Source organism: Pseudonocardia halophobica (genome assembly GCF_027922425.1).
GTDB lineage: Bacteria > Actinomycetota > Actinomycetes > Mycobacteriales > Pseudonocardiaceae > Pseudonocardia > Pseudonocardia halophobica.
The window spans coordinates 113,275-137,557 of sequence record NZ_BSFQ01000004.1 but is presented as its reverse complement, the minus strand read 5'-3'; the positions used below and the strand labels follow the sequence as shown (position 1 = coordinate 137,557).

The window sequence follows — 24,283 nt, the reverse complement described above, 5'->3', positions numbered from 1 at the left end:
GGTCGGCAGGGCGCCGGGTCAGAGGAGGTTCGCGCGGCGGTAGATCGCCCGCGCGGCCGGCGTGAGCAGCCCGGCCGAGCCGAGGAACTCCATCAGCCCGGCGCAGCTCGAGCGCATCATCGCCTTGTGGTGCTGGTTGGCCCGCGCCTCGCGTAGCGCACGCCGGCGGTCCAGCCCGGCCGCCTCGTACACGTCGTCGCTGACCATGCTGGTCACGATGTGGTACGCGGCTCCGGCGATGACCACCGCGTCCGCCTGACGACGCAGCGCGCCCGCACCCCGCATCCGCTCGCGGACCTCGTCCCGGGCGAACTTCATGTGCCGGGACTCCTCGACCACGTGGATGTTGTTGATCGTGCGCACGAACGGGACCACGCGCTCGTCGCGCATCCAGTCCCGCTGCATCACGTCGAGGACCTCCTCGGCGACGAGGATCGCGGCGTAGGCCGCCTCGCCGCCGGCGAGCGCGGCGAACGCCCGGCCGAGCTCGACGACCGACCGCTTCGGGCGGTACGGCCGCGCGCCCAGCTTGGCCACGCCGCGGGCGAACATGATCGAGTGGCGGCACTCGTCGGCGATCTCGGTGAGCGCCCACTGGAAGGCCGGGTCGGTCGGGTCCTTGGCGTAGAAGTCCCGCAGCACCATCTGCTGCAGGATCATCTCGAACCAGATGCCGGTGCTGGCGACGGACGCCGACTCCTGCCGGGTCAGCTCGCGCTGCTGCTCCGGGGTCATCTCGTCCCAGTACGCCGTGCCGTAGAGGGTGCTCCACTCCGGGCTCGCGCCGTGGAAACCGGTGTCCAGCGGCGTCTCCCAGTCGACCGCCTGCGCGGGGTCGAAGGAGAGCATCTCCGACGAGCGCAGCAGGCGGCGGGCGACGTCGGCATGGTCGCCCTCGACGGCGGCATCAGCGCTGGTCACGGCATTGCCGGCGGTGCGGTCCAGGGCAATGGTGTCGTCCATGGTCGCTCCTTCGCGGATCGACGACTGCTGGCGTTACCGGCGGTAACGTTACCGGTGGTAACACATACCCGCAAGCCGAGGCCGTCCCTCGTTCGCGTGGAACGTCGCCGTCGGGCCTGCTGAGAAGGCACGCCCAGGAGGGCACCGACATCGTGGCCGTGGACATCGCCGGTCGGCCGTCGTCGCCGGGACCGTCGGCTGGGCGGTCTACGACGGGTTCGCCGCCCACCGCCTCGGCGAGCTGCACGCCGGGGCCCGGCGATGTGCGCGCGCTCCCGGTCGTCGTGGGCGCGACGCTCGTGTTCCGCGGGCTCGCCGCGGTGCTCCGCGCGCACCGGGCCGGGCGGGGCGCTCACAGTGCTCGGACACGTCGCGCACAGCCCCCTCCTCGGGCCGGCCAGCAGTGTTGTCGCCGGCGCCGGACCCGGCGCCCGAGACGCTCCCCCACAGGAGGATCCGTGCACACGCTTCCCCAGCTCGTCGAGTACCTCAACACCCACGGCGCCCCGGCCCAGCTCGTCGACCAGGTGAGGAACCTGCAGGTGCGGCACGCCCTGACCCCGCAGGCCTTCCAGGACCTCTGCACCCGGCTCGGCTGGCGCCCGCGCGGCGTCAGCGTGGCCGACGCCGTCGCCTGGGTGCGGCAGGGCGTCCGCGGCTGACGGTGCCGCTGCGGCGGGGGTGCGTCGGGCACGCACCCCCGCGCCGCCGGCGGCCCTTGCCCGGCCGTCCTGCCCGGTCCACTCTCGACGCGTGCCCGACCACCGACACGACCTGCTCTTCGGCGCCTTCGTCACGCCGGTCGCGGACCCGCCGGATCAGGCGCTCGACCTGGCCGTGGCGGCCGACCGGGCCGGCCTGGACCTCGTCGCCTTCCAGGATCATCCGTACCTTCCGGAGTTCCTCGACGCCTGGACGCTGATGTCCGCCGTCGCGGCCCGGACCGAGCGGATCCGCCTCACCGGTGACGTCCTCAACCTCCCGCTCCGCCCACCCGCCGTCCTCGCCCGCAGCGCCGCGAGCCTCGACCGGCTCAGCGGTGGCCGCGTCGAGCTCGGCCTCGGCGCGGGCGCCTTCTGGGACGGCATCGAGGCCATGGGCGGCCGCCGGCTGAAGCCCGGCGAGTCCGTGCAGGCCCTCGAGGAGGCGATCGCGATCCTCCGCGGCATCTGGGCTGCCGACGAGCGCGGCGGCGTCCGCGTCGACGGCCAGTTCCACCACGTCGCCGGCGCCGAGCGCGGCCCCGCGCCCGCCCACGACATCGGCATCTGGCTCGGCGCCTACGGCCCCCGCATGCTCCGGCTCGTCGGCCGCCTCGCCGACGGCTGGTTGCCCTCGCTCTCCTACCTGCGCGACGGCCCCGCCTCCCTCGGCGCCATGAACACCCTGATCGACGAGGGCGCCGACGCGGCCGGCCGCGACCCCGGCGCGATCCGCAGGCTGCTCAACCTCGAGGGCCGCTTCGCGCAGACCGGCGGCGGCCTGCTCGTCGGTCCGGCGGAGCAGTGGGCCGAGGAGCTCGCCGACCTCGCCCTGACCGAGGGCATCTCCGGCTTCATCCTGATGTCCGACGACCGGGCCACCCTCGAGCGCTACGCCCATGAGGTCGCCCCGCGCACACGGGAGCTGGTCGAGGCGGAGCGGCGCGGGTAGCTGCGGGCCCGCTCATCTGATGTCATGCCGGTTCAGCGGGCCTCGGTGCCTCGACCCGCTGTCCAAAGGGGGCGATGCCGGGATGACGGCAGGGCGACCGATGCCCACACAGGACGACGTGCTCGGGTACTTCGACACGCTGTCGAACTGGGGGCGGTGGGGCGAGGACGACGAGCTCGGCACCCTGAACCACATCACCGACGACGTCCGGCTGGCGGCGGCGCGGGCCGTGCGCCACGGCAGGAGCGTGTCGTGCGCATGGGAGGTCACCGTCCCGGACGACATGGAGCGGTCGACGACGACGTGCCCGTGCGCCGCCGACATGCCGGGCGCCGAGAACATGCCGGCCCGATTCCGCAACGACCGGCGCTGGGGCTTCTCGTCCGAGCGGCTCGGCATCACGTTCCACGGCAACACCCTCACCCACGTCGACTCGCCGTGCCACCTCTTCTGGGACGGCACGATGTACAACGGGCGGTCGCACTCGCTGGTCGACGCCGCGACCGGATCGGCGTGGGCGGCCGTCACGGCGGCGGCGAACGGGATCATCACGCGGGGTGTCCTGCTGGACATCGCGAGGGTCCGTGACGCGCCGTGGCTGGAACCGGGGCAGGGTGTGTTTCCCGACGATCTCGAGGAGGCCGAGCGTCGCCAGGGTGTGCGGGTGCGACCCGGCGACGCGGTACTCCTGCGGACCGGCCAGGGCCGCGTCCGGCACGAGGCCGGTGCGGCCGGCGGTGTCACGCAGGCCGGCTGGCACGCGTCCTGCCTGCCGTGGCTGCACGAACGGGAGGTCGCGTTGATCGGCGCCGACACCCCCCAGGACGTCCAGCCGTCGGGGTACGCCGACGTGTTGATGCCGGTTCACGCCGTGAGCCTGGTGGCGATGGGTCTGTGGCTGCTCGACAACTGCGACCTGGAGGCGTGCGCGACGACGGCTGCCGAGCTCGGCCAGTGGGACTTCCACCTCGCGGTCGCGCCGGTCCGCTTCGCCGGTACGTCCGGCAGCCCGGTCAACCCGATCGCCACGTTCTGACCGTGGACCCGGCCGCAGCGTCCGGGACGCTGAGCGGCAGCGCCCGAGACGAGGCCCTCCGCTGCATGCGATCGGTCGGCGTCCGGACCCCCCGTCCGGACGCCGACCCCTTGCCCTGATCCTCGTTCCGGGCCGGCCGGACGTTAGTCGGGTAACGGGCGGCGGGCCCGTCGCGAGGGGGCGAGGGACGAGCGAGAGGACCGCGAATGACCGCGCACCCGGCCCACGGACAGCTCGGCTACCTCCAGCTGCCGACCCGCGACCTCGGGCGCTCGATCGCCTTCTACGAGGCCGTGTTCGGCTGGACCGGCGAGCCGCAGCACGGCAGCTTCCATGCGCCCGGGCTCGGCGGCCAGTGGTCGACCGACCTCGCTCCCGCGACCGGGGCCGGTCCCGTCCTCTGGCTGTGCGTCGACGACCTGCACCCCGCGCTGAGCCGGGTGGTGGCGCACGGCGGCCGGGTGCACGGCCGGCCGCGGCTCGACCAGGGCGCCCGGTGGCTGGCCGAGGTCGACGACCCGGACGGCACCCGGCTCGGGCTCGTCGCCCCCGTCCGGACGGCGCGGGCGCAGCCGCTGCTCGCGGTGCGGGACGTCGAGGTCTCGAGCGCCTGGTACCAGCGGGTGCTGGGCCTGGTGAGCGACCACGGCGGACCGGAGTACGAGCGGCTCCTGGCCGACGGGGTCCTCGTCCTGCAGCTGCACCGGCACGACGTGACCCACCACCACGGCCCCGTCGTCGCCGAGCCCGACGCGCCGTTGGGCAACGGCGTCCTGGTGTGGTTCGGCGAGGTCACCGACTTCGACGGGGTCGTCGAGCGGGCCGCGGCGGCGGGCGCCCCGGTGGTCCGGCCGCCGCACCGCAACCCGCCGGAGGGCGGGGGCAACGGCCCGAGCCACCGCGAGATCTGGTTCCGCGACCCCGACGGCTACACCGTCGTGGTCGGGAGCCCGGACGGCGAGGTGTGGGAGTGACGGTGTGGGAGTGACGCCGCTCAGCGCGCCGGCGTGATCCGCCCGGTGACCTCGCCGAACCCGATCCGGGTGCCGTCCGGGCCCGACGCGGTGGCGGAGATGGTGACCTCGTCGCCGTCGAGCAGGAAGGTGCGTTCCTCGCCCTTCACGGTGACCGGTTCGCGCCCGCCCCAGGTCAGCTCGATGAACGCGCCGCGCTGGTGGCGTTCCGGGCCGGAGATGGTGCCGGACGCGAACAGGTCCCCGGTCCGCGCGGACGCCCCGTTCACCGTCAGGTGCGCCAGCATCTGCGCCGGCGACCAGTACATCTCCTTATACGGCGGGCGGGCGACCTGTTCGCCGTTCCACTCCACGACCAGGTCGACGTCCAGGCCCCAGTCCTCGCTCCCGCGCAGGTACTCCAGCGGCGGCGGGTCCTGCCCCGGCAGCGGCACCCGCGCCGCCTGCAGCGCGGCCAGCGGCACCACCCACGGGGAGACCGAGGTGGCGAAGCTCTTGCCCAGGTGCGGGCCCAGCGGCACGTACTCCCAGGCTTGGATGTCGCGGGCGGACCAGTCGTTGACCAGCACCGCGCCGAAGACGTGCTGGTCGAACTCGTCGACCCCGATCCGCCCGCCCAGCGGCGAGCCGACGCCGACGACGAACCCCAGCTCGGCCTCGATGTCCAGCCGCCGGGACGGCCCGTACGTGGGCGCGGCCTCGTCGGGCGCCTTGCGCTGCCCGCACGGCCGGACGACGTCCGTGCCCGAGACCACGACGGTCCCGGCCCGGCCGTGGTAGCCCACCGGCAGGTGCTTCCAGTTCGGCATGAGTGGCTCGGCGTCCGGGCGGAACAACCGCCCGAGGTTCGACGCGTGGTGCTCCGAGGCGTAGAAGTCCACGTAGTCGGCGACCTCGAACGGCAGGTGCAGGGCCACGTCCCGGACCGGGTGCAGGGCCGCGTCGGGCAGGTCCCCGCCGACCAGGGCGGTGACCCGCTCGCGGACCTGCGCCCACCGGGCCGGTCCCTGGGCCAGGAACGGGTTCAGCGACGCCGCGGCGAACACCGCGTCGTCCCCGGTGGCGCCGAGCAGCACGGACAGGTCGACCACGGTGTCGCCCAGCCGTACGCCGACCCTCGGGTCACCGCCGGCGACGGAGAAGACCCCGTAGGGCAGGTTCTCCCGCCCGAACGGCGAGCCTGCGGGGACCTCGACGACGCTCATCAGTGGATTCCTTCCGGGACCGGCGCGGTCAGGACGCCGAGCGCGACGAGCTCGTCGCGCGGTTCGGTGATGCTGCAGGTGCCGAACGACGCGAACGCCGCCCGCACCCCGGGCTCGACGGTGCGGACCAGCCCGGCGACGGTCGCGCCGTCGCGTTCGGCGAGCAGGGCGCGCGCCTCGGACTCGGTGCCTCCCCGGACGAGCGCGTCCGTGGCGAGCAGCAGGTTGAGGAAACCGTGCTGCTCGAACCCCGTCCGCGGGTCGGTGTTGCGCACCGCGTGGTGCAGCCCGGCGGTCGCCTTGAACGGCACCCCCGCCCCGACGACGGCGGCGACCCCCGCGGCCAGCTCGGCCTCGTCCGGGTGCAGGTCGGCGCGGATCCCGCCGGTCCGGAACTTGGCCCGGTACCGCAACGACGACGACGCCAGCACCTCCAGGACCGCGACCCGGCGCAGGTCGCGGGGCACCTCGACGTAGACGTCGAGAGCACCCGGCACCCTCGCGGCGAGCAGGTCGAGGAACTCGGCGGTCGCCATGCCCTCGGGCACCGCCACCTCGACCGACCGCAGTTCCACCGGCAGCGCGGCGGCGTCGGCCAGCGCGGCGGGCAGGTCCGCCGGCCCGCCGGGCAAGGTCACCGACAGCGGCAGCCGGGCATCCGGCGGGAGCAGTGGCCCCAGCTGCGGCAGCACCGCCGCGGCCAGCACCAACGGCCCGACCAGCCCGGCGTACCAGCGGTCCCGCCGGTCCCGGTAGGCCCGCACCGCGTCGGGCAGCGGGGCGAGGCCGGGTGGGAAGACCGCGGCGTCGTCGCACAGCCCGGCGACCAGGGCCGGTACACCGGGAACCCCGCCCGTCACGACGCCGGTCCCCGGCCCGCCCAGGTCCAGGCGTAGCGGTCGTCCTCGGCGGCGATGCCGCCCTCGCCCAGCTCCATGGGCCGGAACGTGTCCACCATGACGGCCATCTCGTCGAAGTACTCGGCTCCGATCGACCGCTCGACCGCCCCGGGCTGCGGTCCGTGCGAGTGCCCGCCCGGGTGCAGGCTGATCGAGCCCTGCGCGATCCCGGAGCCCTTGCGGGCCTCGTAGTTCCCGCCGCAGTAGAACATGATCTCGTCCGAGTCCACGTTGGCGTGGTAGTACGGCACCGGGACCGCCAGCGGGTGGTAGTCCACCTTGCGCGGCACGAAGTTGCAGATCACGAAGTTCTGCCCCTCGAACACCTGGTGCACCGGCGGCGGCTGGTGCACCCGCCCGGTGATCGGCTCGAAGTCGGCGATGTTGAACGTGTAGGGGTACAGGCAGCCGTCCCAGCCGACCACGTCGAACGGGTGCGTCGGGACGACGTAGCGGGTCCCGGTGATCCCGCGCGCGCCGCGGTGCTTGACGAGCACCTCGACGTCCCCGCCGCTTTCACTGCCCTCCACCACGTACGGCTCGGTGGGCCCGTGCAGGTCCCGCTCGCAGTACGGGGCGTGCTCGAGCAGCTGCCCGTAGCGCGACAGGTACCGCTTCGGCGGGGCGATGTGCGAGTTGGCCTCGATCGCATAGAGCCGCAGCGGGTCCGAGCCCGTCGGGATCCAGCGGTGGGTCGTCGCGCGGGGGATCAACACGTAGTCGCCCTGCCCGGCCTCGAGCACCCCGAACACCGTCTCCACCGTCGCGGTGCCGGACTCGACGTAGACGCACTCGTCGCCGACGGCGTTGCGGTACAGCGACGAGGTCTCCCCCGCCACCACGTAGGAGATCCGCACGTCGGCGTTGCCCAGCACCAACCGCCGGCCCGTCACCGGGTCCACGGCCTTCCAGTCCTGGCTGGTCAGCCGGTGCAGCTCCAGGTGCCGCGGGACCAGCGGCCGGTTCTCGGTGAGCGTCTGGTCCGGCAGCTCCCACGGCGTGGCGTCGACGATCGCCGACGGCACACCCGTGTGGTAGAGCAGCGAGGAGTCCGAGGAGAAGCCCTCCTCCCCCACCAGCTCCTCGTGGTGCAGGCCGCCGTCCGCGGTCCGGTGCTGGGTGTGCCGCTTGGGCGGGACGTCACCGACTCGCCTGTAGAACGCCATCGGGGCTCTCCTCCCGGGTGCCGGGGTGCGCGGCCGCGCGATGCAGCGCCGCCGTGATCTCTTCGGTGGTCGGGCCGGCCAGGACGGCGGCGACGTGGGCGTCCGGGCGGACGACCCACACCTCGTCGGGCCGGGCTCCGAGGGTCGCGGTGAAGGTGCCCTCGGGGTCGATCTCGTGCAGGGCGAGGACCCGGACCGGGCCGGGCACGGCCGCCGCGGCCCGCGTGGCCGCGGCGTGGTCGACCCGGGCGCCGGTCAGGAGCAGGAAACCGTCGCGGGCCAGCGCGCGGGCCCGGCCGCCCGCGGTCGTCCCGGCGACGACGGGTGCGTCGGGCAGCAGCACGCCGGGTCCGGCCGGCGGGACCTGCCCGCGCGGCGGGCGCCCGCCGAAGGGCCGCCGCGCGTCGGCGGTGGTCAGCGGCGAGTCGACGTACCAGAACGGCTCGGACAGCCGCCCGGAGTCGACGCGGGCGCGGGCCTCGGCGTCGGATGCCGCCCGGGCGAGCACCTCGGCGCGGTGCCGCGCGCGGGCCTCGTCCGGCGGGACCAGGAAGTCCATGGTGGCGGTGGTGACCGCGATGTTCTCGACGGCCGCGGCGTGCCGCTCGTGGTGGTAGCTCTCCAGCAGCTCCTCCGGCGCCCAGCCGTGGCCGACGTAGGCGATCTTCCAGGCCGCGTTCTCCGCGTCGCCGACCCCGGAGTTCAGGCCCCGGGCCCCGAACGGCGACACCAGGTGCGCCGCGTCGCCGGCGACGAGGATCCGCCCGCAGCGCATCCGGTCCACCACGCGGGAGTGGAAGCGGTACACCGACTTCCACACGATCTCGTAGTCCCGGTCGCCGACGATCTGCCGGATCCGGGTGTCCAACGCCCCCGAGGCGACCTCGGCGTCGAGGTCGTAGTCCGCCGGCACCTGCCAGTCGATCCGGAAGGTCGAGTCCGGGCACGGGTGGATGAGCACCTGGCGGCCCGGGTTCCACTCCGGGTCGAAGTAGAAGCGCCGCTCCGAGGCCCAGCCGGGCAGGTCGGCTCGGATGTCGCAGATCAGGAAGCGGTCGTCGAAGGAGTGCCCGTCGAAGCTCACCCCGAGCAGCGCGCGCAGCTCGTCACTGCGGGCCCCGGCGCAGACGACGAGGTAGGAGCCGTGCAGCTCCCGGCCGTCGTCGAGGCGGGCGACGACCCCGGTGCCGTCCTGCTCGACGTGCACGACCCGGTGCCCCCAGCGCAGGTCCACGAGGGGTTCGACCGCGATGCACTCGTCGAGGATCTCCTCGGTGCGCGTCTGGGAGATGTTGACGAACGGCGGGAACGCCGAGCGGCCGGGGTCGGCGAACTCGACCGCGAACAGCTCCCGGTCGCGGTGGAAGGTGCGGGCGGTGGTCCAGGTGACCCCCTCGTCGGCGATCCGCCGGCCGGCGCCGACGGCCTCCCAGACGTCGAGGACGTCGCGCTGCTGGCAGATCGCCTTGGACCCGACCATGTCCCGTTCGGGGCGCCGGTCGAGCACGATCGTCGGCACGCCCCAGCGGGCGAGCAACAGGGCGGTGGTCTGCCCGACCGGGCCGGCGCCCAGGACGAGCACCGGCGCGGCGGGCCAGGCGCCCGCCGCCCGGTCCCCGCTCGGAGGGCGAGGTGCGGTGGTCATGCGGTACTCCCGTCGTCGCGAGTCCTGAACCGGGGCTCAGCCCTGCAGCTGGGCCCAGACCTCCTGGTCGCGCTCGGCCGTCCAGATGACCGGGCGCTCGATGCCGGACAGCTCGTCCCACAGCCGCGAGACGTCGAAGGGCAGGCAGTGCTCGAAGATCGGCCAGTGGCCGTAGTCGTCGACCAGCGCGGCGTGCGTCGCCTCGAACGCCTCCTTCAGCGTGCCACCGCGCTGCTGCACCCCGCCGACCTCGCGGATCATCGCCTGCAGGAACCCGCGGGTCTGCTCGATCGCGGCGTCGACCTCCGCGCGGCCGCGGCTGACCGCGCCCCGTCCCCCGACCAACTGCTCCGCACCGAGCGCCTTCACGGCATCCAGGGTGGTGCCCGCCCAGTCCCGATGGAAGGCGTCACCGGTGTAGAGCGCGGCCCGGGCCTCGACGAGGTCGCCGGCGAAGAGGATCCTCTGCCGCGGCAGCCAGGCGGTGATGTCGCCCTCGGTGTGCCCGCGCCCGTGGTACTGCAGCACCAGGTCACCGCGGTCGCCGCCGAGGTCGATGGTCAGCCGGTCGGCGAAGGTCAGCGTCGGCCAGGTCAGCCCCGGCACCGAGTCCGCCGCCTCCGCGAGCCGCGGCATCCGCGCGAACTCCGACTCCCAGTCCTGCTTGCCCCGCTCCGCCACCAGGTCCCGGGTGATCTCGTGGGACACGATCGTCTCGGCCTCGAAGGCGCTCGCGCCCAGCACCCGGACCGCGTGGTAGTGCGAGAGCACCAGATAGCGCACCGGCTTGTCGGTGTGCTGACGCAGCTTCGCCAGCCACTTCTCCGCGGCCACCGGGGTGGCAAGGGCCTCGAAGCAGACCAGGAAGTCCTCGCCCTCGATCGCCCCGATGTTCGGGTCGCCCTCGGCGGTCAGGGCGTAGACGCCGTCGGCGAGGACCTCGAGGGTCTGCTCCTTGGCGGCGGTGTCGGCGGAGGAGGCGAACGGCTTGGCCGCCCCGGGGGTGTGCGTCATCGACAGTCCCTTCCCGTCCTTGGGAGGTCGCGGGTCCCGACCGCCGCCGCAGCAGCGATCAAAGGTTTGACTATCTGAACCGTAGGGCGTCGACGCGAAGAACACCAGAACCCGTCAAGGCTTTGAACACTGATGGAGCAGTGGCCCGGCGCGTCAGCCCTTCAGTTCGGGGAACCGGTCGTCGCGCCACTCGGCCCCGCCGCCGACGCCGGCCTCCTCGCGGGCGCGCAGCTCGACCCGGCGGATCTTGCCGGAGATCGTCTTGGGCAGGTCGAAGAATTCCAGCCGGCGCACCCGCAGGTAGGGGGCCAGATTCTCGCGCGCGTGCCGCAGGATCTCCAGCGCGGTCTCCCGCGTCGGCTCCCAGCCCGGGGCGAGGGCGACGTAGGCCTTCGGCACGGCCAGCCGGACCGGGTCCGGCGCCGGGACCACCGCCGCCTCGGTCACCGCCGGGTGCTCGATGAGCACGCTCTCCAGCTCGAACGGCGAGACCTTGTAGTCGGAGGCCTTGAAGACGTCGTCCGTGCGGCCGACGGAGAACAGGTACCCGTCGTCGTCCCGGGTCGCGACGTCGCCGGTGTGGTAGTAGCCGCCCTCGGTCGCCTCGGCCTGTTTCTCCGGGTCCCCGAGGTAGCCGGTCATGAGGGAGAGCGGCGCCTCGGCGAGGTCGAGGCAGATCTCGCCCTCGACCTCGCTCGGTCGCCCCGTCAGCGGGTCGACCAGCACGACCGGCACGCCCGGCAGCGGCCGGCCCATCGAGCCCGGCTTCACCACGGAGCCCGGGGTGTTGCCGACCGACGCCGTGGTCTCGGTCTGCCCGAACCCGTCACGCAGGGTCAGCCCCCACGCCCGCCGGACCTGCTCGATCACCTCCGGGTTGAGCGGCTCGCCCGCGGCGACGACCTCGCGCAGCTCCCCCGGCCCGCCGGAGAGGTCGGCCTTGATCAGCATCCGCCACACGGTGGGCGGGGCGCAGAACGTGGTCACGCCGTGCTCGCGGATCCGGCCGAGCAGCGCCGCGGCGTCGAACCGCGAGTAGTTGTGCACGAAGATCGAGGCCTCGGCGATCCACGGCGCGAAGAAGCAGCTCCACGCGTGCTTGGCCCACCCCGGCGAGCTGATGTTGAGGTGCGTGTCGCCGGCCCGGATGCCCAGCCAGTACAGCGTCGACAGGTGACCCACCGGATACGACTGCTGGGTGTGCTCCACGAGCTTGGGGCGGCTCGTCGTGCCGGAGGTGAAGTACAGGAGCAGCCGGTCGTCGGCGGCGGTGCCGGGGTGCGGGAGCGGGTCGTCGTCGGCGGTGGCCGCGGCGGCGTGGTCCAGCCAACCCTCGACGGTCCCGCCCACGGCGACCCGGGTGAGGCCCTCGATCCCCGCGAACTTGGGAGCGTCGGCGGCACCGGCGATCACGTGCCGCGCGCCGCCGCGGGCGATCCGGTCCGGCAGGTCGGCGGCGCCGAGGGCGGTGGTCGTCGGCATGATCACCGCGCCGAGCTTCATCACCGCGAGCATCGACTCCCACAGCTCGACCTGGTTGCCGAGCATCAGCATCACGCTGTCGCCGCGGCGGACGCCCTGCTCGGCGAGCCAGCGGGCCAGCCGGTTCGACCGGCGCCGCAGCTCGTCGAACGTCCAGGACGCGACGCTCCCGTCCTCCTCCGCGATGGTCAGCGCGGGCCGGTCCACCCCGTCGGCGATCACGTCGAACCAGTCGTGCGCCCAGTTGAAGGGCGCGTCGAACACCGGCCACGCGAACGCGGCGACGGCCTTCTCGTGGTCCTCGCGCAGGTCCAGCAGCAGGTCGCGGGCGGCGCGGTAGCGGTCGTGGCTGGTCGTCATCGTGGCGTCGTCTCCCGGTCGGCGTCCGTACGGATCCGGTCCGGGGCCGTGCCCCGGCGGATCGGCGGCCGGAAGCGTGACCGGCGACGGACCGGCATCACTACCCCCGAACAGGGGTAGCGCGCGGGCCACCCGGACCGGACCCTCTTCTCCTGGGCCGTCGACGGCGGCCCGGCGACGACGAGGAGGTCAGGTGGCCGACGACGACTCGCCGGTCGGCATCGTCGACCGGGTCGTCGGGCAGCGGCTGCGCCAGCTGCAGCGGACGACCGGGCTGCCCGTGGTGTTCGGCGGGGCGACGCGGCCGCGCCGCGACGGGTCCCGGCTGCGGATCGGGCACCTGCGCGGCACGCTCGGCGACTCGCTGCGCGACCTCGAGGTGGGCCGCGGGCGCGGGCTGGGCGGCTCGGCGCTGCTGACCGGCACGGTCTGCCGGGTCGACGACTACGCCTCCACCCGCGCGATCACCCACGACTTCGACCACCACGTGGTCCGCGAGGAGCGGATGACCTCGGTGGTGGCGGTGCCCGTCGCGGTGGGCGGGGCGGTGGGCGCCGTGGTCTACGGGGCCGTCCGGGCGCCGCACCGCATCGGCGACGTCGTCCTGGACCGGGTGGCCGCATTCGGGGCCGCGCTCGAGCGCGAGATCGCGGCGCTGCTCCCGCCGCCGGCCCGTCCCCGCAGGTCGTCGGAGACCCGGGCACGGACGGCACTGGCCGAGCTCGCCGACCTCGCACGATCCGCGGCCGATCCCGAGCTGCGCCACCGGCTCGCCCGGATCGTCGCCGAGCTCGGCGGGGCGGACCCGGCCGCACCCCGGCCCGCGCTGGCCCCCCGCGAGCTCGACGTGCTCGGGCTCGTCGCCCTGGGCCGGACCAACGCCGAGGTCGCCGACGCGATGGGGTTGAGCCAGGAGACGGTGAAGGCCTACCTGCGCAGTGCGATGCGGCGGCTCGACGTCCGGAACCGGACGGCCGCCGTGCACGCCGCGCGGGAGCGTGGCCTGCTGTGACGGGGCGCCTGCTGGTGCAGTCTCAGCCGTCCTGCCGCCAGCGGGCGGCGTAGCGCTCCTCCTGCTCGCGGCGCTCGTCGGCGTGGGCCTCCTCGCGGATCGCGGCGGCGCCGCCCTGCGGGTAGCCGGCCTTGACGGCCCGGTGCTCGGCCGACTCGTACATGTACGCGAACGAGTAGAAGTAGCCGATGAGCAGGCCGCCGAGCACCGCCATCGCGCGGACCCAGGGCTCGCCGGGGATGAACACGTACAGCAGCACCGCGATCGGCAGCAGCTGCGCGGTCGCGCGGGCGAAGTGCCGCCACCGCCAGCTCGGCGCGGTGACGTCGTGCAGCACCCAGTCCCTGTGCCGTGCGGGCAGCCCTGCGCCGTAGGCGTAGAGGAGCCATCGCAGCGGATTCGGCCGGACCGTCTCGGACATCATCCTCACCCCAACACTTTGTACGCCAAGGATCGTACACTGGCTCCGTGACCGACTCCGGACGACGTGACGAGGGTGACCTCGCGACCGTCGCAGAAACCGATCTGCTCAAGCTCGACCGGCAGGTCTGCTTCGCACTGGCCGTGGCAGCGCGCAACGTGATCGCGCTGTACCGCCCGCTGCTCGAGCCGATGGGCCTCACGCACCCGCAGTACCTGGTCATGCTCGCGCTGTGGGAGCGCTCGCCCCGCTCGGTGACCGACCTCAGCACGGCCCTGGCACTCGACCCGGGCACGTTGTCCCCGCTGCTCAAGCGCCTGGAGGCCGCCGGATACGTGACGCGGAAGCGCGTCGAGGGCAACGAGCGCATGCTCGCGGTCGGACTCACCCCGGAGGGCCGGGCGCTGCGGGCCCGGGCCGAGCGGATCCCGCCGGCGATCATCGGCCGGCTCGGGATGCCGATCTCCGACCTCGAGCACCTGCACGCCGTGCTGACCGAGGTCATCGCCGCCAGCCGGACCGAGCCGGCGGGCGACTGACGGGCACACAGGGCCCGTCACGATCGCGGCGTGCGGCAGCAGCGTGGGCGGGGGCTCGTCCGGGGGCGGCGGCGGGCAGGGCGGGCCGGTGAAGATCGGCCTGGTCGTCCCCCAGTCCGGGGTGTACGCGGCGCTCGGCACGGACATGCAGCGCGGCTGGGACCCGCGCCCTGCTCACCGATCCCCGCCTCATGCTGCTCGACGAGCCGTCCGACGGCCTCGCCCCGGCCATCGTCGACCAGATCGCCGACCTCCTCGCCACGCTCCGCCGGGAAGGGGTGGCGATCCTGCTGGTCGAGCAGGACCTCCACCTGGCCTTCGCGGTGTGCGACGAGATCGCGGTGATGGAGAAGGGCCGGATCGTGCACCGGGTGGGCACGCAGGAGTTCCGGGCCGACCGCGCCACCGCGCACCGGCTGCTCGGGGTGGCCTGAGCCGCGTCAGAGCCAGCGCGGCAGCGGCGGCCTGGTCGGGTCCGCGATCCGGCCGGTCAGCCAGCCCACGAGCTCGGCCGCGGAGCCGGTCATGGTGCCCACCGGTTCGCCGGTGCCCACCAGCCACGGGCGCGTGCGGTCGACCGGCACCAGCTCCAGCGACGGGCAGTCCTCCTTGCCGGACAGGGCGGCGGTGACGTCGTCGAGCAGCAGGTCCAGCACGCCGTCGGGCAGGTCGCCGGGCTTCGCCCCGGCGCCGAGGTCCAGGGCGTGCAGCCAGACCTCGCGGATCCGCATCCACGGCACCTCGGCCGCCGGGATCGCCCGCCCGAGGGCGCTGCGAACGTGCGCGTCCCACTGTGCGGGGGTGAGCGCGGCGAGGGCCTCCTCGAGCGCCCGCGCGGTGGCGGTGAGCTCGGCCCGCAACGTCGACGCCGGCAGCTCGGCCGACGCCTCGATCTCCGCCGCCCGCTGCGCGCGGTCGGCGTACATCGGGGTCTCGATTCCGGTGCGGGCCCAGCCGGCCAGCCGGGTCAGCGCCTCGGCGTTGCGGGCGACGTGTCCGACGACGTGCGCCCGGGTCCAGCCCGGCAGCGCGCTCGGGGCCCGCAGCTCGTCGTCCGTCAGCGCCGCGACCTGGGTCTCCAGGAAGGCGGTGCCCTCCCGCATCCAGGGCAGCGTGCGGTCGAGGTCGTGCCGGCTCATGCCGACGCCCCGGCGAGCCGGTCGGCGATGTCGGCCCGCAGCGCCTTCTTGTCGATCTTGCCGACCTTCGTCGACGCGAGCTCGTCGACCACCACCAGGTGCTCGGGCAGCTTGAACCGGGCGACGCCGATCCGCTCCATCAACGCCCGGATCTCCTCGAGCGTCACGCCCGCCCCGGGCCGCGGGACCACGTAGAGGCAGACCCGCTCCCCCAGCTCGCGGTCGGGCATCGCGACCGCCGCCACCTGCGCGACGGCCGGCAGCTGGTAGACGAGGTTCTCGACCTCCTCGGCGGAGATCTTCTCGCCGCCGCGGTTGATCATGTCCTTGTCCCGGCCCTCGACGACCAGGTTGCCCTCGGGCGTGCGCCGGCAGATGTCGCCGGAGCGGTACCAGCCGTCCGCGGTGAAGGCGCGGGCGTTCTGCTCGGCCGCCCGGTAGTAGCCGCGCGGGGTGTAGGGGCCGCGGGTGAGCAGCGAGCCGGGCTCGCCCTCGGGCACGTCCTGGTCGAGCTCGTCGACGAGCCGTACCTCGTCGTCCGGGCACATCGGCCGGCCCTGGGTGGTGCAGACGACCTCCTCGGGATCGTCGAGCCGGGTGAAGTTGAGCAGTCCCTCGGCCATCCCGAACACCTGCTGCAGGGTGCAGCCGAGGACGGGCCGGACCTTGCGCGCCAGCTCGTCGGCGAGGCGGGCGCCGCCGACCTGCAGCACGCGCAGGCTCGCAACAGGCCCGCAGCCGTGCTTCTCGGCGTGGTCGAGCCACCGCCCGGCCACCGCCGGGACGACGGCGGTGTGCGTGACTCCCTCGGCCTCGATCGTCGCGAAGGCGCGGGCCGGTTCCGGCGACGGCAGCAGGACGACGCGCCCACCGGCCAGCAGCACCCCGAGGATGCCCGGGCAGGCCAGCGGGAAGTTGTGCCCCGCCGGAAGGCTCACCAGGTAGACGGTGTCGGGGTCGACGCCGGCCGTCCCCGCGCTGGCGCGGGCGTTGTAGGCGTAGTCGTCGTGCGTGCGGGCGATCAGCTTCGGCAGGCCGGTGGTGCCGCCGGAGAGCAGGAAGACCGCGACGTCCCGGCTACTCACCGGCACCGCGTCGAGCCGTGCCCGGTCCGCGGCCGGGTCGCCGGCCGGCCCGCAGAGCGCCCGCAGGTCCACGCCGCCGGGCACGACGTCGTCGCCGGCGACGAGCACGCGCCAGGGTCCCCCGGTCTCCGGCACCACCTCGTCGGCCAGCTCGTGGGCCAGCGCCTGGTGGTCGAAGTCGCGCATCCGGTCCGGCACCGCGATGGCGGTGGCCTCGGCGTGCCGGGCGAGGTGGGCGAGCTCGGTGCGGCGGTGCGCGGGCAACGCCATCACCGGCACGATCCCGGCGCGCAGGCAGGCCAGGGTGAGCACCACGAACTCCCACCCGTTGCCGAGCTGCACCACGATCCGGTCGCCCCGGGCCAGGCCCAGGTCGAGCAGCCGGGCCGCAGCGGCGTCGGCACGCTCGACGAGCTCGCGGTGGGTCAGCCGCAGGCCCACGGCGGCGTCGACGAGCGCCGGGGCGTCCGGCCGGGCGTGGGCGACCTCGCGCAGCAGGGGGCCGAGCGGGACGCCGGCCCAGTAGCCCTTGCCGACGTAGTCCTCGGCGAGGTCGGCGGGCCACGACACGGTGTGCTCACTGATCGGGCTGGGCATCACTGGCCTCCCTGGGGATGACGACGGCGTCGAGCGCGACCAGACCGCCGGCGGTCAGGCGCAGGGGGTTGACCTCGATCTCGGCGAGGCCGGGATTGGCGACGAGCAGGTCGCCGAGAGCGGACGCGACCCGCCCGAGCGCGTCGGGGTCGAGGACGGGACCGCCGCGCCACCCGTCGAGCAGGGCATGCCCGGCGAGCTCGGCCGGCATCTCCGCCGCCTCGCCGGGTCCGAGCGGGGCGAGCCGGATCGCGACGTCGGCCAGGGCCTCGGCGGTGGTGCCGCCCAGCCCGAGCAGCACGATCGGCCCGAACACCGGGTCGCGACGGGCGCCGAGCACGAGGTCCACCCCGGCGGGCGCCATCCGCTCGACGAGGTAGCGCCGCGCGCCGATCGCGTCGAGCCGGTCGAGGGCCTCGTCGAGCCCCGCGGCGTCGGCGATCCCGAGGTGCACGCCGCCGATCTCGGTCTTGTGCAGCACGGCGGCGTCGAGGATCTTGACGGCCACCGGGCCACCGAGCGCCGTGAGAGCAGTGAGGGCGGCGTGCGCCTCGGCCCGGCTCGCGCAGGCCCGCCGTGGTGCAGTCGGGATCCCGAGCCGGTCGAGCAGCCCCTTGGCCGCGTGCTCGTCGTACGCGCCCGCAACGCCGGTGGGCACCTGCCGCGGGACGACGGGGTCGGCCCGGCGGGCGCGCACGCGGGCGTCGGTGAGCAGGGCGCCGACGCCGGCCGCGACGCCCCGCGGATCGCCGGCGACGGCGATCCCGGCGTCGAGCAGGGCGCGGCGGGCCCGCACCACCTCGTCGCCGGTGCCGCCGAGCCCGAGGACCACCGGCACGTCGTCGACCCGGCCCTCACCGGCGGCCGCGACGAGGTCGACGGCGTCGGGCTCGTGCAGCGCGTACCCGGCGACGACGTCGACCTCGGGGTCCTCGGCCACGGCCCGGAACACCCGGCCCAGCTCGGGGCCGGGGCGGCCGGTGTCGACCGGGTTGCGCTGGAAGGTCAGCGGCGGCAGCAGCCCGCCGAGCGCCTCCTGGGTGGCCGCGGCCAGCTCGGGCACCCTGGCGCCCCGGCCGCGGAGGTCGTCGAGCAGCAGCAGGCCCGGTCCGGCCTGGGCGGTCACGACGCCGACGCCGGCTGCGCGGGCGGGCCGCGCCCGGGTCACCGACAGCGCCCCGACGGCGTCGACGAGCTCGCGCTCGTCGCCGACCAGGACCGCACCGGCCTGGGCGAGGGCCGCGCGCGTGGTGCGCCACGAGGTCGCGAGGGCGCCGGTGTGGGAGGCGGCGAAGGCGCCGACGTCGTGTCGGCCGACGACGAGCGCCACCACCGGCCGGCGGGCGGCGAGCCGCCGCACGGCCGCGACCAGCCGGGGCCCGTCGGCCACCGACTCGACGTGCAGGGCGACGGCACCGGTGTCCGGGTCGGTGTCGAGGGTGGCGGCGAGGTGGTCGAGCACGTCGGGCGCCGAGACGTCGACGCCGTTGCCGAGCCCGACGGCGAGGCTGACCCCGTGCCCGGCCTCGGTGAGCAGGAAGGCGAGGGCGTGGTTGACCCCGCCGCTGGCCGCGACGACGGCGACCCGGCCGGGCCGGACCTGCGCGACGCCGGGCACGAAGCTCGCCGTCACGCCGGCGTGCGGGGCGAGGAACCCGCTGGTGTTGGGGCCGAGCAGGCGGATCCCGGTCTCGGCGACCACGGCCGCGAGCTTCTCCTGGTACCCGACGCCCGGGCCGCCGGCCTCGGCGAACCCGCCCCCGCACACGACGGCCGCACCCGCACCCGCCGCGGCGGCCTCGGCGAGCACCTCGGGGCAGGCCGGCGCGGGCACGCAGATCATGGCGAGGTCGACGGGGCCGGCCTCGGCCGCCGCGCGCACCGAGGGGTGCATGGTCGCGTCGCGGCCGTTGACCAGGGCGAGGTGGCCGCCGCGCGCGGCGAACCCGGCCAGCGAGCGGGCCAGCGTCGCGCCGAGCTTGCCCGGGCTGCGGGAGGCGCCGACGACGGCGATCCCGCGCGGGGCGAAGAGCGCCCCCAGGTCCGCCGATCCCGTGGTGTCCCGGCGGGGCACGGTGCTGGTCACGCCGGCACCCCCACGAGGTCGGCGCGGCCGGAGAGCACCGTGGTGAGCGCGCGGTCCCGCGCCCGCCCGTCGTCGTCGGCGTCGTCAGCCGGTTCGACGAGCAGCGCCGGGAGCCCGTTCTGCAGGCGGGCCTGCTCGCAGGTCAACGTGCGGGTCAGCGCGGTGCCGCCGTGCACGGCCACGAGGACCGGCGGGGTGTCGAGGCGCGCGAGCGCGGTGAGCCGCGCGAACACGTCCGGCAGGCCGGCCTCGGTCTCCGGGGCGGCGACGAGTGCGCCCCACGGCCCGGAGTCCGCGTGCTCCGCGAGCGGCAGGGTGCCCTCGACCGCGACCGGCCCGCCCTCGTCAGTCGAGACCCGGACCAGGCGGCCCGGCGTGGACCAGCCCCCGCGCGCGAACGGCGTGTCGAGCGGCTCCGCACCGTGCGCGCCGACCCAGCCGCGGTGGCCGGCGGCGACGAACTCCGGGTCCCGCCTCGCCAGCCGCGCGTCGGTGATGCTGCGGGAGAGGAAGTGGTACGCGAACTGCCACGGCTCGAAGGCGTCGTGGTACTCGCCGAAGTGCTCCCACCAGGCCAGGCTCGGCCGCGCGGAGTCCTGGATCTTCCGGACGGACGGCTGCGCGGCCTCCTCGTACGCCGCGAGCGCCGCCGGGAGGTCGTCCGGGTGCGCGGCGAGCGCCGCGGACAGCGCGACCGCGTCCTCCATCGCCATCTTCGTGCCCGAGCCCACCGAGAAGTGGGCGGTGTGCACGGCGTCGCCGAGGAGGGCCACGGGGCGCGGCCGCAGCGCGTGCCACCGGCTGGTCCGGCGCGTGCGGAAGTTGCCCCAGCGGGAGTTGTTGACCAGCAGCCGCTTCCCGTCGATCTGGTCGGCGAACAGCTTCTCCAGGTACTCCCTGGAGATCAGGTCGCTCTCGCCAGGCGGCCGGGTCACGTCGAACTCGTCGAGCCCGGCCCGCCGCCAGGACGCCTCGTCCGTCTCCACGATGAAGGTCGACATCTCGTCGGAGATCGGGTAGCCGTGCACGGCGAACACGCCGTCGGGGCTGCGCTCGTGCACGAAGGTCAGCCCGTCGAACAGGTAGTCCGTGCCGAACCAGATGAACTTCGCCGTCGCGATCTCGACCTCCACGCCGAGGTCGGCGTCGAGCTGCTCGCGGATCCTCGAGCCGGTCCCGTCCGCGGCCACGACCAGGTCGTAGCCGGCGAGCTCGTCGAGGGTGACCTCCGTGGAGAACCGCAGGTCGGCGCCGACGTCCCGGGCGCGGGCCTGCATCAGCGCCAGCAGCGTCTTGCGCACCACGGCGGCCATGCCGTTGCCGCCGCAGCGGATCCGCTCACCCTTGAGCCGGACCTCGATCTCGTCCCAGTGCCGGCCGTGCTCGGTCAGCGCCTGCCGCAGCACCGGGTCGGCCTCGTGGATCCCGGCCAGCGTGCGGTCGGAGAACACCACGCCGAAGCCGAACGTGTCGTCGGCCCGGTTGCGCTCGAACACCGTGACCTCGATCGACGGGTCCGCCCGCCGGATCAGGGTGGCGAAGAACAGCCCGCCCGGACCGCCCCCCGCGACGGCGATCCGCATCAGTGTCCCGTTCCGAGGCCCGGGCCCGCGAGCGACCCGGTGGCGACCGTCGTGTTGCGCTGCTCCCCCAGCCCCTCGATGCGCGTGACGAGCGTCGAGCCCTCGGCCAGGTAGCGCGGGGGCTTGCGGGCGTGCCCGACACCGCCCGGCGTGCCGGTGGCGATGATGTCGCCCGGCACCAGCGTGATCACCTGGGAGATGTAGGCGACCAGGTCGGCCGGGGAGAACACGAGATCCGCGGTGTCGGCCTTCTGGACCACGTCGCCGTCGACCTCGCAGGAGATCTCCCCCGGGGCGCCCTCGTCCACCACCAGCCACGGGCCCACCGGCGTGCTGCGCTCGAAGGTCTTGCCCTGCAACCACTCCACGGACCGGTACTGGAAGTCCCGGGCGGTCACGTCGTTGACCACCGTGTACCCGGCGATCGCCGCGGCCGCCTGCTTCGCGTCGGCGTGCCGGACCTCGGCGCCGATCACGACGCCGAGCTCGGCCTCCCAGTCCACCTGCTCCGACCCCGCGGGCAGCTCGACCGGGTCGTAGGCGCCGACCAGCGCCCGGGCGAACTTCGCGAACAGCGTCGGGTACTCCGGCAGCTCGCGGCCCATCTCCAGGATGTGCGTGCGGTAGTTCAGCCCGACGCAGAAGACCTTCTCCGGGCGCGGGACCAGCGTCGCGTAGTCCAGCCCGGCGAGGTCGTGCCGCGGGCCGTCCGCGGCCCCCGCCGCGGCCTGCCAGTCCGGGCGGGCCAGGAACTCGCCCAGGTCCGCGGCCCCCAGCTCGACGGCGGCGTCGGGGTCGACGCGGACGGCGGCGGTGCCGGTGGTGGTCCGGATGGTCGCGAGCTTCACGAACGGTCCTCTCGTGCGGTGCGGGCAGTGCTTTCGGTGCGGGACAAGCCGAGGGCCTCGAAGACGGGGTCGTCGGAGTAGCGGAAGGCGTCGAGCCCGGAGTCGGTGTCGAACGCGAGCCCGGCCCAGGAGGGCACGCAGAACAGGTCGCCGCGGCCGACCTCATAGCGCTCGTCGCCGACGGTCACCACGCCCGAGCCCTCGAAGACCTGCCAGACCGAGGACCCCGCGGTCCGGGTCAGCGCGGTGGAGGTGCCGGCGCGCAGCCGGTGCATCTCGCAGCGCATGGTGGACAGGCAGTCCCCGGCCGTCGCGGGGTTGGTGAACCGGACGACGGCGTGCCCGGGCTCGACGACACCGGGGTACCCCTCGCGCTCCAGCTCCAGCTGGGCGGTCAGGGCGGCGTCGGTGTGCTCCCAGCGGTAGGCCATCAGCGGGGACGCCTTCGGCGCGGGTGCACCGACCGGCGTGAGCCCGGGGTGGCCCCACAGCCGCTCGTTGCGCGAGACCTCGGGGGTCTCCTTGGTGGCCAGCACGTCCGGGCCGAACTCGAAGAACCCGGCGTCGAGGGTGCGGACCAACGGGATGTCCAGGCCGTCGATCCAGGCCATCGGGTGGTCGGTGGTGTTGTGGTGCTCGTGGAAGTGCATGCCCGGGGTGAGCAACAGGTCCCCGCGCCGCATCGCGACCGGGTCGCCCTCGACGTTGGTCCACACCCCCTCGCCCTCCACCACGAACCGGAACGCGGTCTGGGTGTGGCGGTGCGCGGGCGCCTCCTCGCGCGGGCCGAGGTACTGGATCGCCGCCCACAGCGTCGGGGTGGCGTACGGGGTGCCCGGCAGGCCGGGGTTGGCCAGCGCGATCGCGCGGCGCTCCCCGCCCCGGCCGACGGGCACCAGCTCGCCGGCCTTCTCGGCCAGCGGCAGCAGGGTGGACCAGCGCCACAGGAACGGCACCGAGTCCGGCCGCGGGCTGGTCGGCATCAGGCCGCCGATCTGCGTCCACAGCGGCGTCATGTGCGCGGCGGCGAAGGCCGCGTACAGCTCGTCGAGCTGCACCTGCTCCTGCGGGGTGATCTCCGGTGCGGTGGTCATGCCGTCGTCTCCTCCTTCGTGGTGCCCGCGGTCTCCGTCGTGCCCGTGGTCGTCGTGCCCGTGGTCGTCGCGCCCGTGACGTGTCCGGACGGGACCGCGGCCGGCCCGTCGCCCCGCCGCCGCGGGACCAGGGCGATGAGCAGCGCACCCGCGAGCGCGGGCACCGCGAACCCGTAGAAGTTCCACTCGAACCCGATGCCCGAGGCCAGCACCCACCCGCCGAACAGCGGCCCGACGATCGCGCCGGCCCGGCCGACCCCGAGCGCCCAGCCGAACGCGGTGGCCCGCACCGCGGCCGGGTGGTGCACGGCCACGTACCCGTTGACCAGGATCTGCGTGCCCACGCTGCCGAGCCCGGCCACGGCGACCGCCACGAGCAGCAGCCCGGTGTCGACGCGCTGGCTCAGCACCACCAGGCAGGCCGTGGCCAGCAGGAACGCGGCCACGGTGACCGGCTTCGGGCCGAACCGGTCCGCCAGCAGCGAGGCGACGACGGCACCCACCACGGCCCCGACGTTGAGCACGAGCAGGAAGGTCAGCGCCGACCCGAGCGGGTAGCCGGCCTGCCGCATGATCTGCGGCAGCCAGGTGTTCAGCCCGTAGACCAGCAGCAGTCCGCAGAAGCTGGCCGCGCCGAACAGCACCGTGGCGGCGAGGGCGCCCCGGCGGAACAGGGCCTTCGGTCCGGCCGTGTCCGCGGCCGCCGCTCGCTCCTCGCGCAGGGCGGACAGGTCCACGCCGTACCGGGCCGCGAGCGCCGCCGCCTCGTCGTCGCGGCCCTTCGCGAGCAGGTAGCCCACGGACTCGGGCAGGAACCGCCAGGCCAGCGGCAGCACGACGACGAGCGGTGCGGCGCCGATGGCCAGCAGCGGGCGCCAGCCGTGGTCGGCGGCCAGCAGCAGCGCGAGGACCGCCGCGAGGACGCCACCCACCGAGTAGCCGGCGAACATCAGGGCGTTGTAGAGCTGCCGGCGGCCGCGCGGGGCGTACTCGACGGTCAGCGCGATCGCCGACGGGATGACGCCGCCGAGCCCCAGCCCGGCGAGGAAGCGCAACAGGCCGAGCGCGCCGGGGCTCGGGGCGAAGGCGCAGGCCACCATCAGCACCGAGAACCAGGTGATGCCGACCAGCATGATCCGGCGGCGCCCGATCGCGTCCGTGACCGCGCCGGCGCCGAGCGCGCCGATCAGCATGCCGGCCAGGGCGTAGCTGCCGATGGCGCCGGCCTGCGCCGGTCCCAGGTCCCAGCCCGGCTCGGCCAGCAGGCTCGGCACGGCCGAGCCGTAGACGATCAGGTCGTAGCCGTCGAAGACGATCGTCAGGAAGCACAGGGCGACCACGACGAGTCCGGACCGGGGGGTGGTCGGTCCTGCCGTCCGTGACACGGGCACCACGCTCCTCGTCGGTGAACGCACACCGCCGCCGTGGCGGGTGCGAACCTCACGCTACAACGCGCAGCCGACGACCGTCCAGATCATGTAA

At 74.7% G+C, this 24,283-nt stretch carries 22 protein-coding genes; 7 read left to right on the top strand and 15 right to left on the bottom strand.

What is annotated here, in order from left to right; genetic code table 11:
• Positions 1 to 18: 18 nt before the first annotated feature.
• Positions 19 to 963 carry an AurF N-oxygenase family protein gene (locus PKE99_RS06875; RefSeq protein WP_037040607.1) on the bottom strand — a complete coding sequence of 315 codons (945 nt, stop codon included), beginning with the start codon at positions 961 to 963 and terminating at the stop codon, positions 19 to 21.
• 458 nt (positions 964 to 1,421) lie between these two features.
• On the opposite strand from PKE99_RS06875, the gene PKE99_RS06870 reads away from it, so the two are divergent.
• From PKE99_RS06870 to PKE99_RS06855, 4 genes are all read left to right on the top strand, one after another.
• Entirely contained in the window at positions 1,422 to 1,625 is a 204-nt protein-coding gene (locus PKE99_RS06870; RefSeq protein ID WP_037040605.1) for a hypothetical protein, read from the top strand.
• 91 nt (positions 1,626 to 1,716) lie between these two features.
• Positions 1,717 to 2,616, top strand: coding sequence for an LLM class flavin-dependent oxidoreductase (locus PKE99_RS06865; RefSeq protein WP_037040602.1), 900 nt, complete (start codon positions 1,717 to 1,719; stop codon positions 2,614 to 2,616).
• Between the two features lie 100 nt (positions 2,617 to 2,716).
• Positions 2,717 to 3,652 carry a cyclase family protein gene (locus PKE99_RS06860; protein WP_037040599.1) on the top strand — a complete coding sequence of 312 codons (936 nt, stop codon included), beginning with the start codon at positions 2,717 to 2,719 and terminating at the stop codon, positions 3,650 to 3,652.
• A gap of 206 nt (positions 3,653 to 3,858) precedes the next feature.
• Entirely contained in the window at positions 3,859 to 4,626 is a 768-nt protein-coding gene (locus PKE99_RS06855; protein WP_081923735.1) for a VOC family protein, read from the top strand.
• Between the two features lie 20 nt (positions 4,627 to 4,646).
• Here PKE99_RS06855 and fahA read toward each other — a convergent pair whose 3' ends face one another.
• The 6 genes from fahA to PKE99_RS06825 all read right to left on the bottom strand — a co-directional run bounded on the left by fahA (position 4,647) and on the right by PKE99_RS06825 (position 12,397).
• A complete protein-coding gene (gene fahA / locus PKE99_RS06850) occupies positions 4,647 to 5,831 on the bottom strand; it encodes a fumarylacetoacetase (RefSeq protein ID WP_037040596.1) in 1,185 nt (394 codons plus the stop codon).
• Positions 5,831 to 6,691, bottom strand: coding sequence for a hypothetical protein (locus PKE99_RS06845; RefSeq protein WP_037040593.1), 861 nt, complete (start codon positions 6,689 to 6,691; stop codon positions 5,831 to 5,833). The genes fahA and PKE99_RS06845 overlap by 1 nt, the downstream gene beginning before the upstream one ends.
• Entirely contained in the window at positions 6,688 to 7,896 is a 1,209-nt protein-coding gene (locus PKE99_RS06840; RefSeq protein ID WP_037040590.1) for a homogentisate 1,2-dioxygenase, read from the bottom strand. Before PKE99_RS06840 ends, PKE99_RS06845 begins: the two co-directional genes overlap by 4 nt.
• Positions 7,871 to 9,541 carry an FAD-dependent monooxygenase gene (locus tag PKE99_RS06835; RefSeq protein WP_081923734.1) on the bottom strand — a complete coding sequence of 557 codons (1,671 nt, stop codon included), beginning with the start codon at positions 9,539 to 9,541 and terminating at the stop codon, positions 7,871 to 7,873. The genes PKE99_RS06840 and PKE99_RS06835 overlap by 26 nt, the downstream gene beginning before the upstream one ends.
• A 36-nt stretch (positions 9,542 to 9,577) precedes the next feature.
• Positions 9,578 to 10,555, bottom strand: a complete 978-nt coding sequence (locus PKE99_RS06830; RefSeq protein WP_271214849.1) for an MBL fold metallo-hydrolase — start codon at positions 10,553 to 10,555, stop codon at positions 9,578 to 9,580.
• A 153-nt stretch (positions 10,556 to 10,708) separates the two neighbouring features.
• Positions 10,709 to 12,397 carry an AMP-binding protein gene (locus PKE99_RS06825; RefSeq protein ID WP_037040586.1) on the bottom strand — a complete coding sequence of 563 codons (1,689 nt, stop codon included), beginning with the start codon at positions 12,395 to 12,397 and terminating at the stop codon, positions 10,709 to 10,711.
• Between the two features lie 193 nt (positions 12,398 to 12,590).
• Between PKE99_RS06825 and PKE99_RS06820 the strand changes: the two genes are divergently transcribed.
• Positions 12,591 to 13,409: a helix-turn-helix transcriptional regulator gene (locus PKE99_RS06820; RefSeq protein WP_051736735.1), complete on the top strand. Its 819-nt coding sequence runs from the start codon at positions 12,591 to 12,593 to the stop codon at positions 13,407 to 13,409.
• 22 nt (positions 13,410 to 13,431) lie between these two features.
• Here the strand turns inward: PKE99_RS06820 and PKE99_RS06815 are convergent, their stop codons facing one another.
• On the bottom strand, positions 13,432 to 13,833 hold the full coding sequence (locus tag PKE99_RS06815; protein WP_306470730.1) for a DUF5313 family protein: 402 nt from the start codon (positions 13,831 to 13,833) through the stop codon (positions 13,432 to 13,434).
• 44 nt (positions 13,834 to 13,877) lie between these two features.
• Here PKE99_RS06815 and PKE99_RS06810 point away from each other — a divergent pair, with 44 nt between their 5' ends.
• Together PKE99_RS06810 and PKE99_RS06805 are read left to right on the top strand one after the other, a co-directional pair.
• A complete protein-coding gene (locus tag PKE99_RS06810) occupies positions 13,878 to 14,369 on the top strand; it encodes a MarR family winged helix-turn-helix transcriptional regulator (RefSeq protein WP_051736734.1) in 492 nt (163 codons plus the stop codon).
• Between the two features lie 191 nt (positions 14,370 to 14,560).
• Positions 14,561 to 14,803 (top strand): ATP-binding cassette domain-containing protein, encoded by a 243-nt coding sequence (locus PKE99_RS06805; RefSeq protein WP_051736733.1) that lies wholly within the window; start codon positions 14,561 to 14,563, stop codon positions 14,801 to 14,803.
• A gap of 6 nt (positions 14,804 to 14,809) precedes the next feature.
• On the opposite strand, the gene PKE99_RS06800 is transcribed toward PKE99_RS06805, so the two are convergent.
• The 7 genes from PKE99_RS06800 to PKE99_RS06770 are packed head-to-tail and all read right to left on the bottom strand — an operon-like array spanning position 14,810 to position 24,186.
• Positions 14,810 to 15,508, bottom strand: coding sequence for a maleylpyruvate isomerase family mycothiol-dependent enzyme (locus PKE99_RS06800; protein WP_037040581.1), 699 nt, complete (start codon positions 15,506 to 15,508; stop codon positions 14,810 to 14,812).
• Entirely contained in the window at positions 15,505 to 17,190 is a 1,686-nt protein-coding gene (locus PKE99_RS06795; RefSeq protein WP_037040580.1) for a (2,3-dihydroxybenzoyl)adenylate synthase, read from the bottom strand. The genes PKE99_RS06800 and PKE99_RS06795 overlap by 4 nt, the downstream gene beginning before the upstream one ends.
• Positions 17,171 to 19,276 carry an acetate--CoA ligase family protein gene (locus PKE99_RS06790; RefSeq protein ID WP_037040578.1) on the bottom strand — a complete coding sequence of 702 codons (2,106 nt, stop codon included), beginning with the start codon at positions 19,274 to 19,276 and terminating at the stop codon, positions 17,171 to 17,173. Before PKE99_RS06790 ends, PKE99_RS06795 begins: the two co-directional genes overlap by 20 nt.
• The gene (locus PKE99_RS06785) at positions 19,273 to 20,859 is read right to left on the bottom strand and encodes an FAD-dependent monooxygenase (protein ID WP_037040577.1); all 1,587 of its coding nucleotides are present in this window, start codon (positions 20,857 to 20,859) and stop codon (positions 19,273 to 19,275) included. Before PKE99_RS06785 ends, PKE99_RS06790 begins: the two co-directional genes overlap by 4 nt.
• Complete coding sequence (locus PKE99_RS06780; protein WP_051736732.1) at positions 20,859 to 21,707, bottom strand: fumarylacetoacetate hydrolase family protein; 849 nt, start codon at positions 21,705 to 21,707, stop codon at positions 20,859 to 20,861. The genes PKE99_RS06785 and PKE99_RS06780 overlap by 1 nt, the downstream gene beginning before the upstream one ends.
• Entirely contained in the window at positions 21,704 to 22,801 is a 1,098-nt protein-coding gene (locus tag PKE99_RS06775; RefSeq protein WP_051736731.1) for a cupin domain-containing protein, read from the bottom strand. The genes PKE99_RS06780 and PKE99_RS06775 overlap by 4 nt, the downstream gene beginning before the upstream one ends.
• The gene (locus PKE99_RS06770; protein WP_081923815.1) at positions 22,798 to 24,186 is read right to left on the bottom strand and encodes an MFS transporter; all 1,389 of its coding nucleotides are present in this window, start codon (positions 24,184 to 24,186) and stop codon (positions 22,798 to 22,800) included. The genes PKE99_RS06775 and PKE99_RS06770 overlap by 4 nt, the downstream gene beginning before the upstream one ends.
• Positions 24,187 to 24,283 lie beyond the last annotated feature (97 nt).

Excerpts from the sequence above, each read along its gene's own strand:
- PKE99_RS06875 (WP_037040607.1), bottom strand. The coding sequence starts at position 963 with ATGGACGACACCATTGCCCTGGACCGCACCGCCGGCAATGCCGTGACC.
- PKE99_RS06860 (WP_037040599.1), top strand. The coding sequence starts at position 2,717 with ATGCCCACACAGGACGACGTGCTCGGGTACTTCGACACGCTGTCGAAC.
- PKE99_RS06855 (WP_081923735.1), top strand. The coding sequence starts at position 3,859 with ATGACCGCGCACCCGGCCCACGGACAGCTCGGCTACCTCCAGCTGCCG.
- fahA (WP_037040596.1), bottom strand. The coding sequence starts at position 5,831 with ATGAGCGTCGTCGAGGTCCCCGCAGGCTCGCCGTTCGGGCGGGAGAAC.
- PKE99_RS06840 (WP_037040590.1), bottom strand. The coding sequence starts at position 7,896 with ATGGCGTTCTACAGGCGAGTCGGTGACGTCCCGCCCAAGCGGCACACC.
- PKE99_RS06835 (WP_081923734.1), bottom strand. The coding sequence starts at position 9,541 with ATGACCACCGCACCTCGCCCTCCGAGCGGGGACCGGGCGGCGGGCGCC.
- PKE99_RS06830 (WP_271214849.1), bottom strand. The coding sequence starts at position 10,555 with ATGACGCACACCCCCGGGGCGGCCAAGCCGTTCGCCTCCTCCGCCGAC.
- PKE99_RS06825 (WP_037040586.1), bottom strand. The coding sequence starts at position 12,397 with ATGACGACCAGCCACGACCGCTACCGCGCCGCCCGCGACCTGCTGCTG.
- PKE99_RS06815 (WP_306470730.1), bottom strand. The coding sequence starts at position 13,833 with ATGATGTCCGAGACGGTCCGGCCGAATCCGCTGCGATGGCTCCTCTAC.
- PKE99_RS06805 (WP_051736733.1), top strand. The coding sequence starts at position 14,561 with ATGCTGCTCGACGAGCCGTCCGACGGCCTCGCCCCGGCCATCGTCGAC.
- PKE99_RS06800 (WP_037040581.1), bottom strand. The coding sequence starts at position 15,508 with ATGAGCCGGCACGACCTCGACCGCACGCTGCCCTGGATGCGGGAGGGC.
- PKE99_RS06795 (WP_037040580.1), bottom strand. The coding sequence starts at position 17,190 with ATGCCCAGCCCGATCAGTGAGCACACCGTGTCGTGGCCCGCCGACCTC.
- PKE99_RS06785 (WP_037040577.1), bottom strand. The coding sequence starts at position 20,859 with ATGCGGATCGCCGTCGCGGGGGGCGGTCCGGGCGGGCTGTTCTTCGCC.
- PKE99_RS06775 (WP_051736731.1), bottom strand. The coding sequence starts at position 22,801 with ATGACCACCGCACCGGAGATCACCCCGCAGGAGCAGGTGCAGCTCGAC.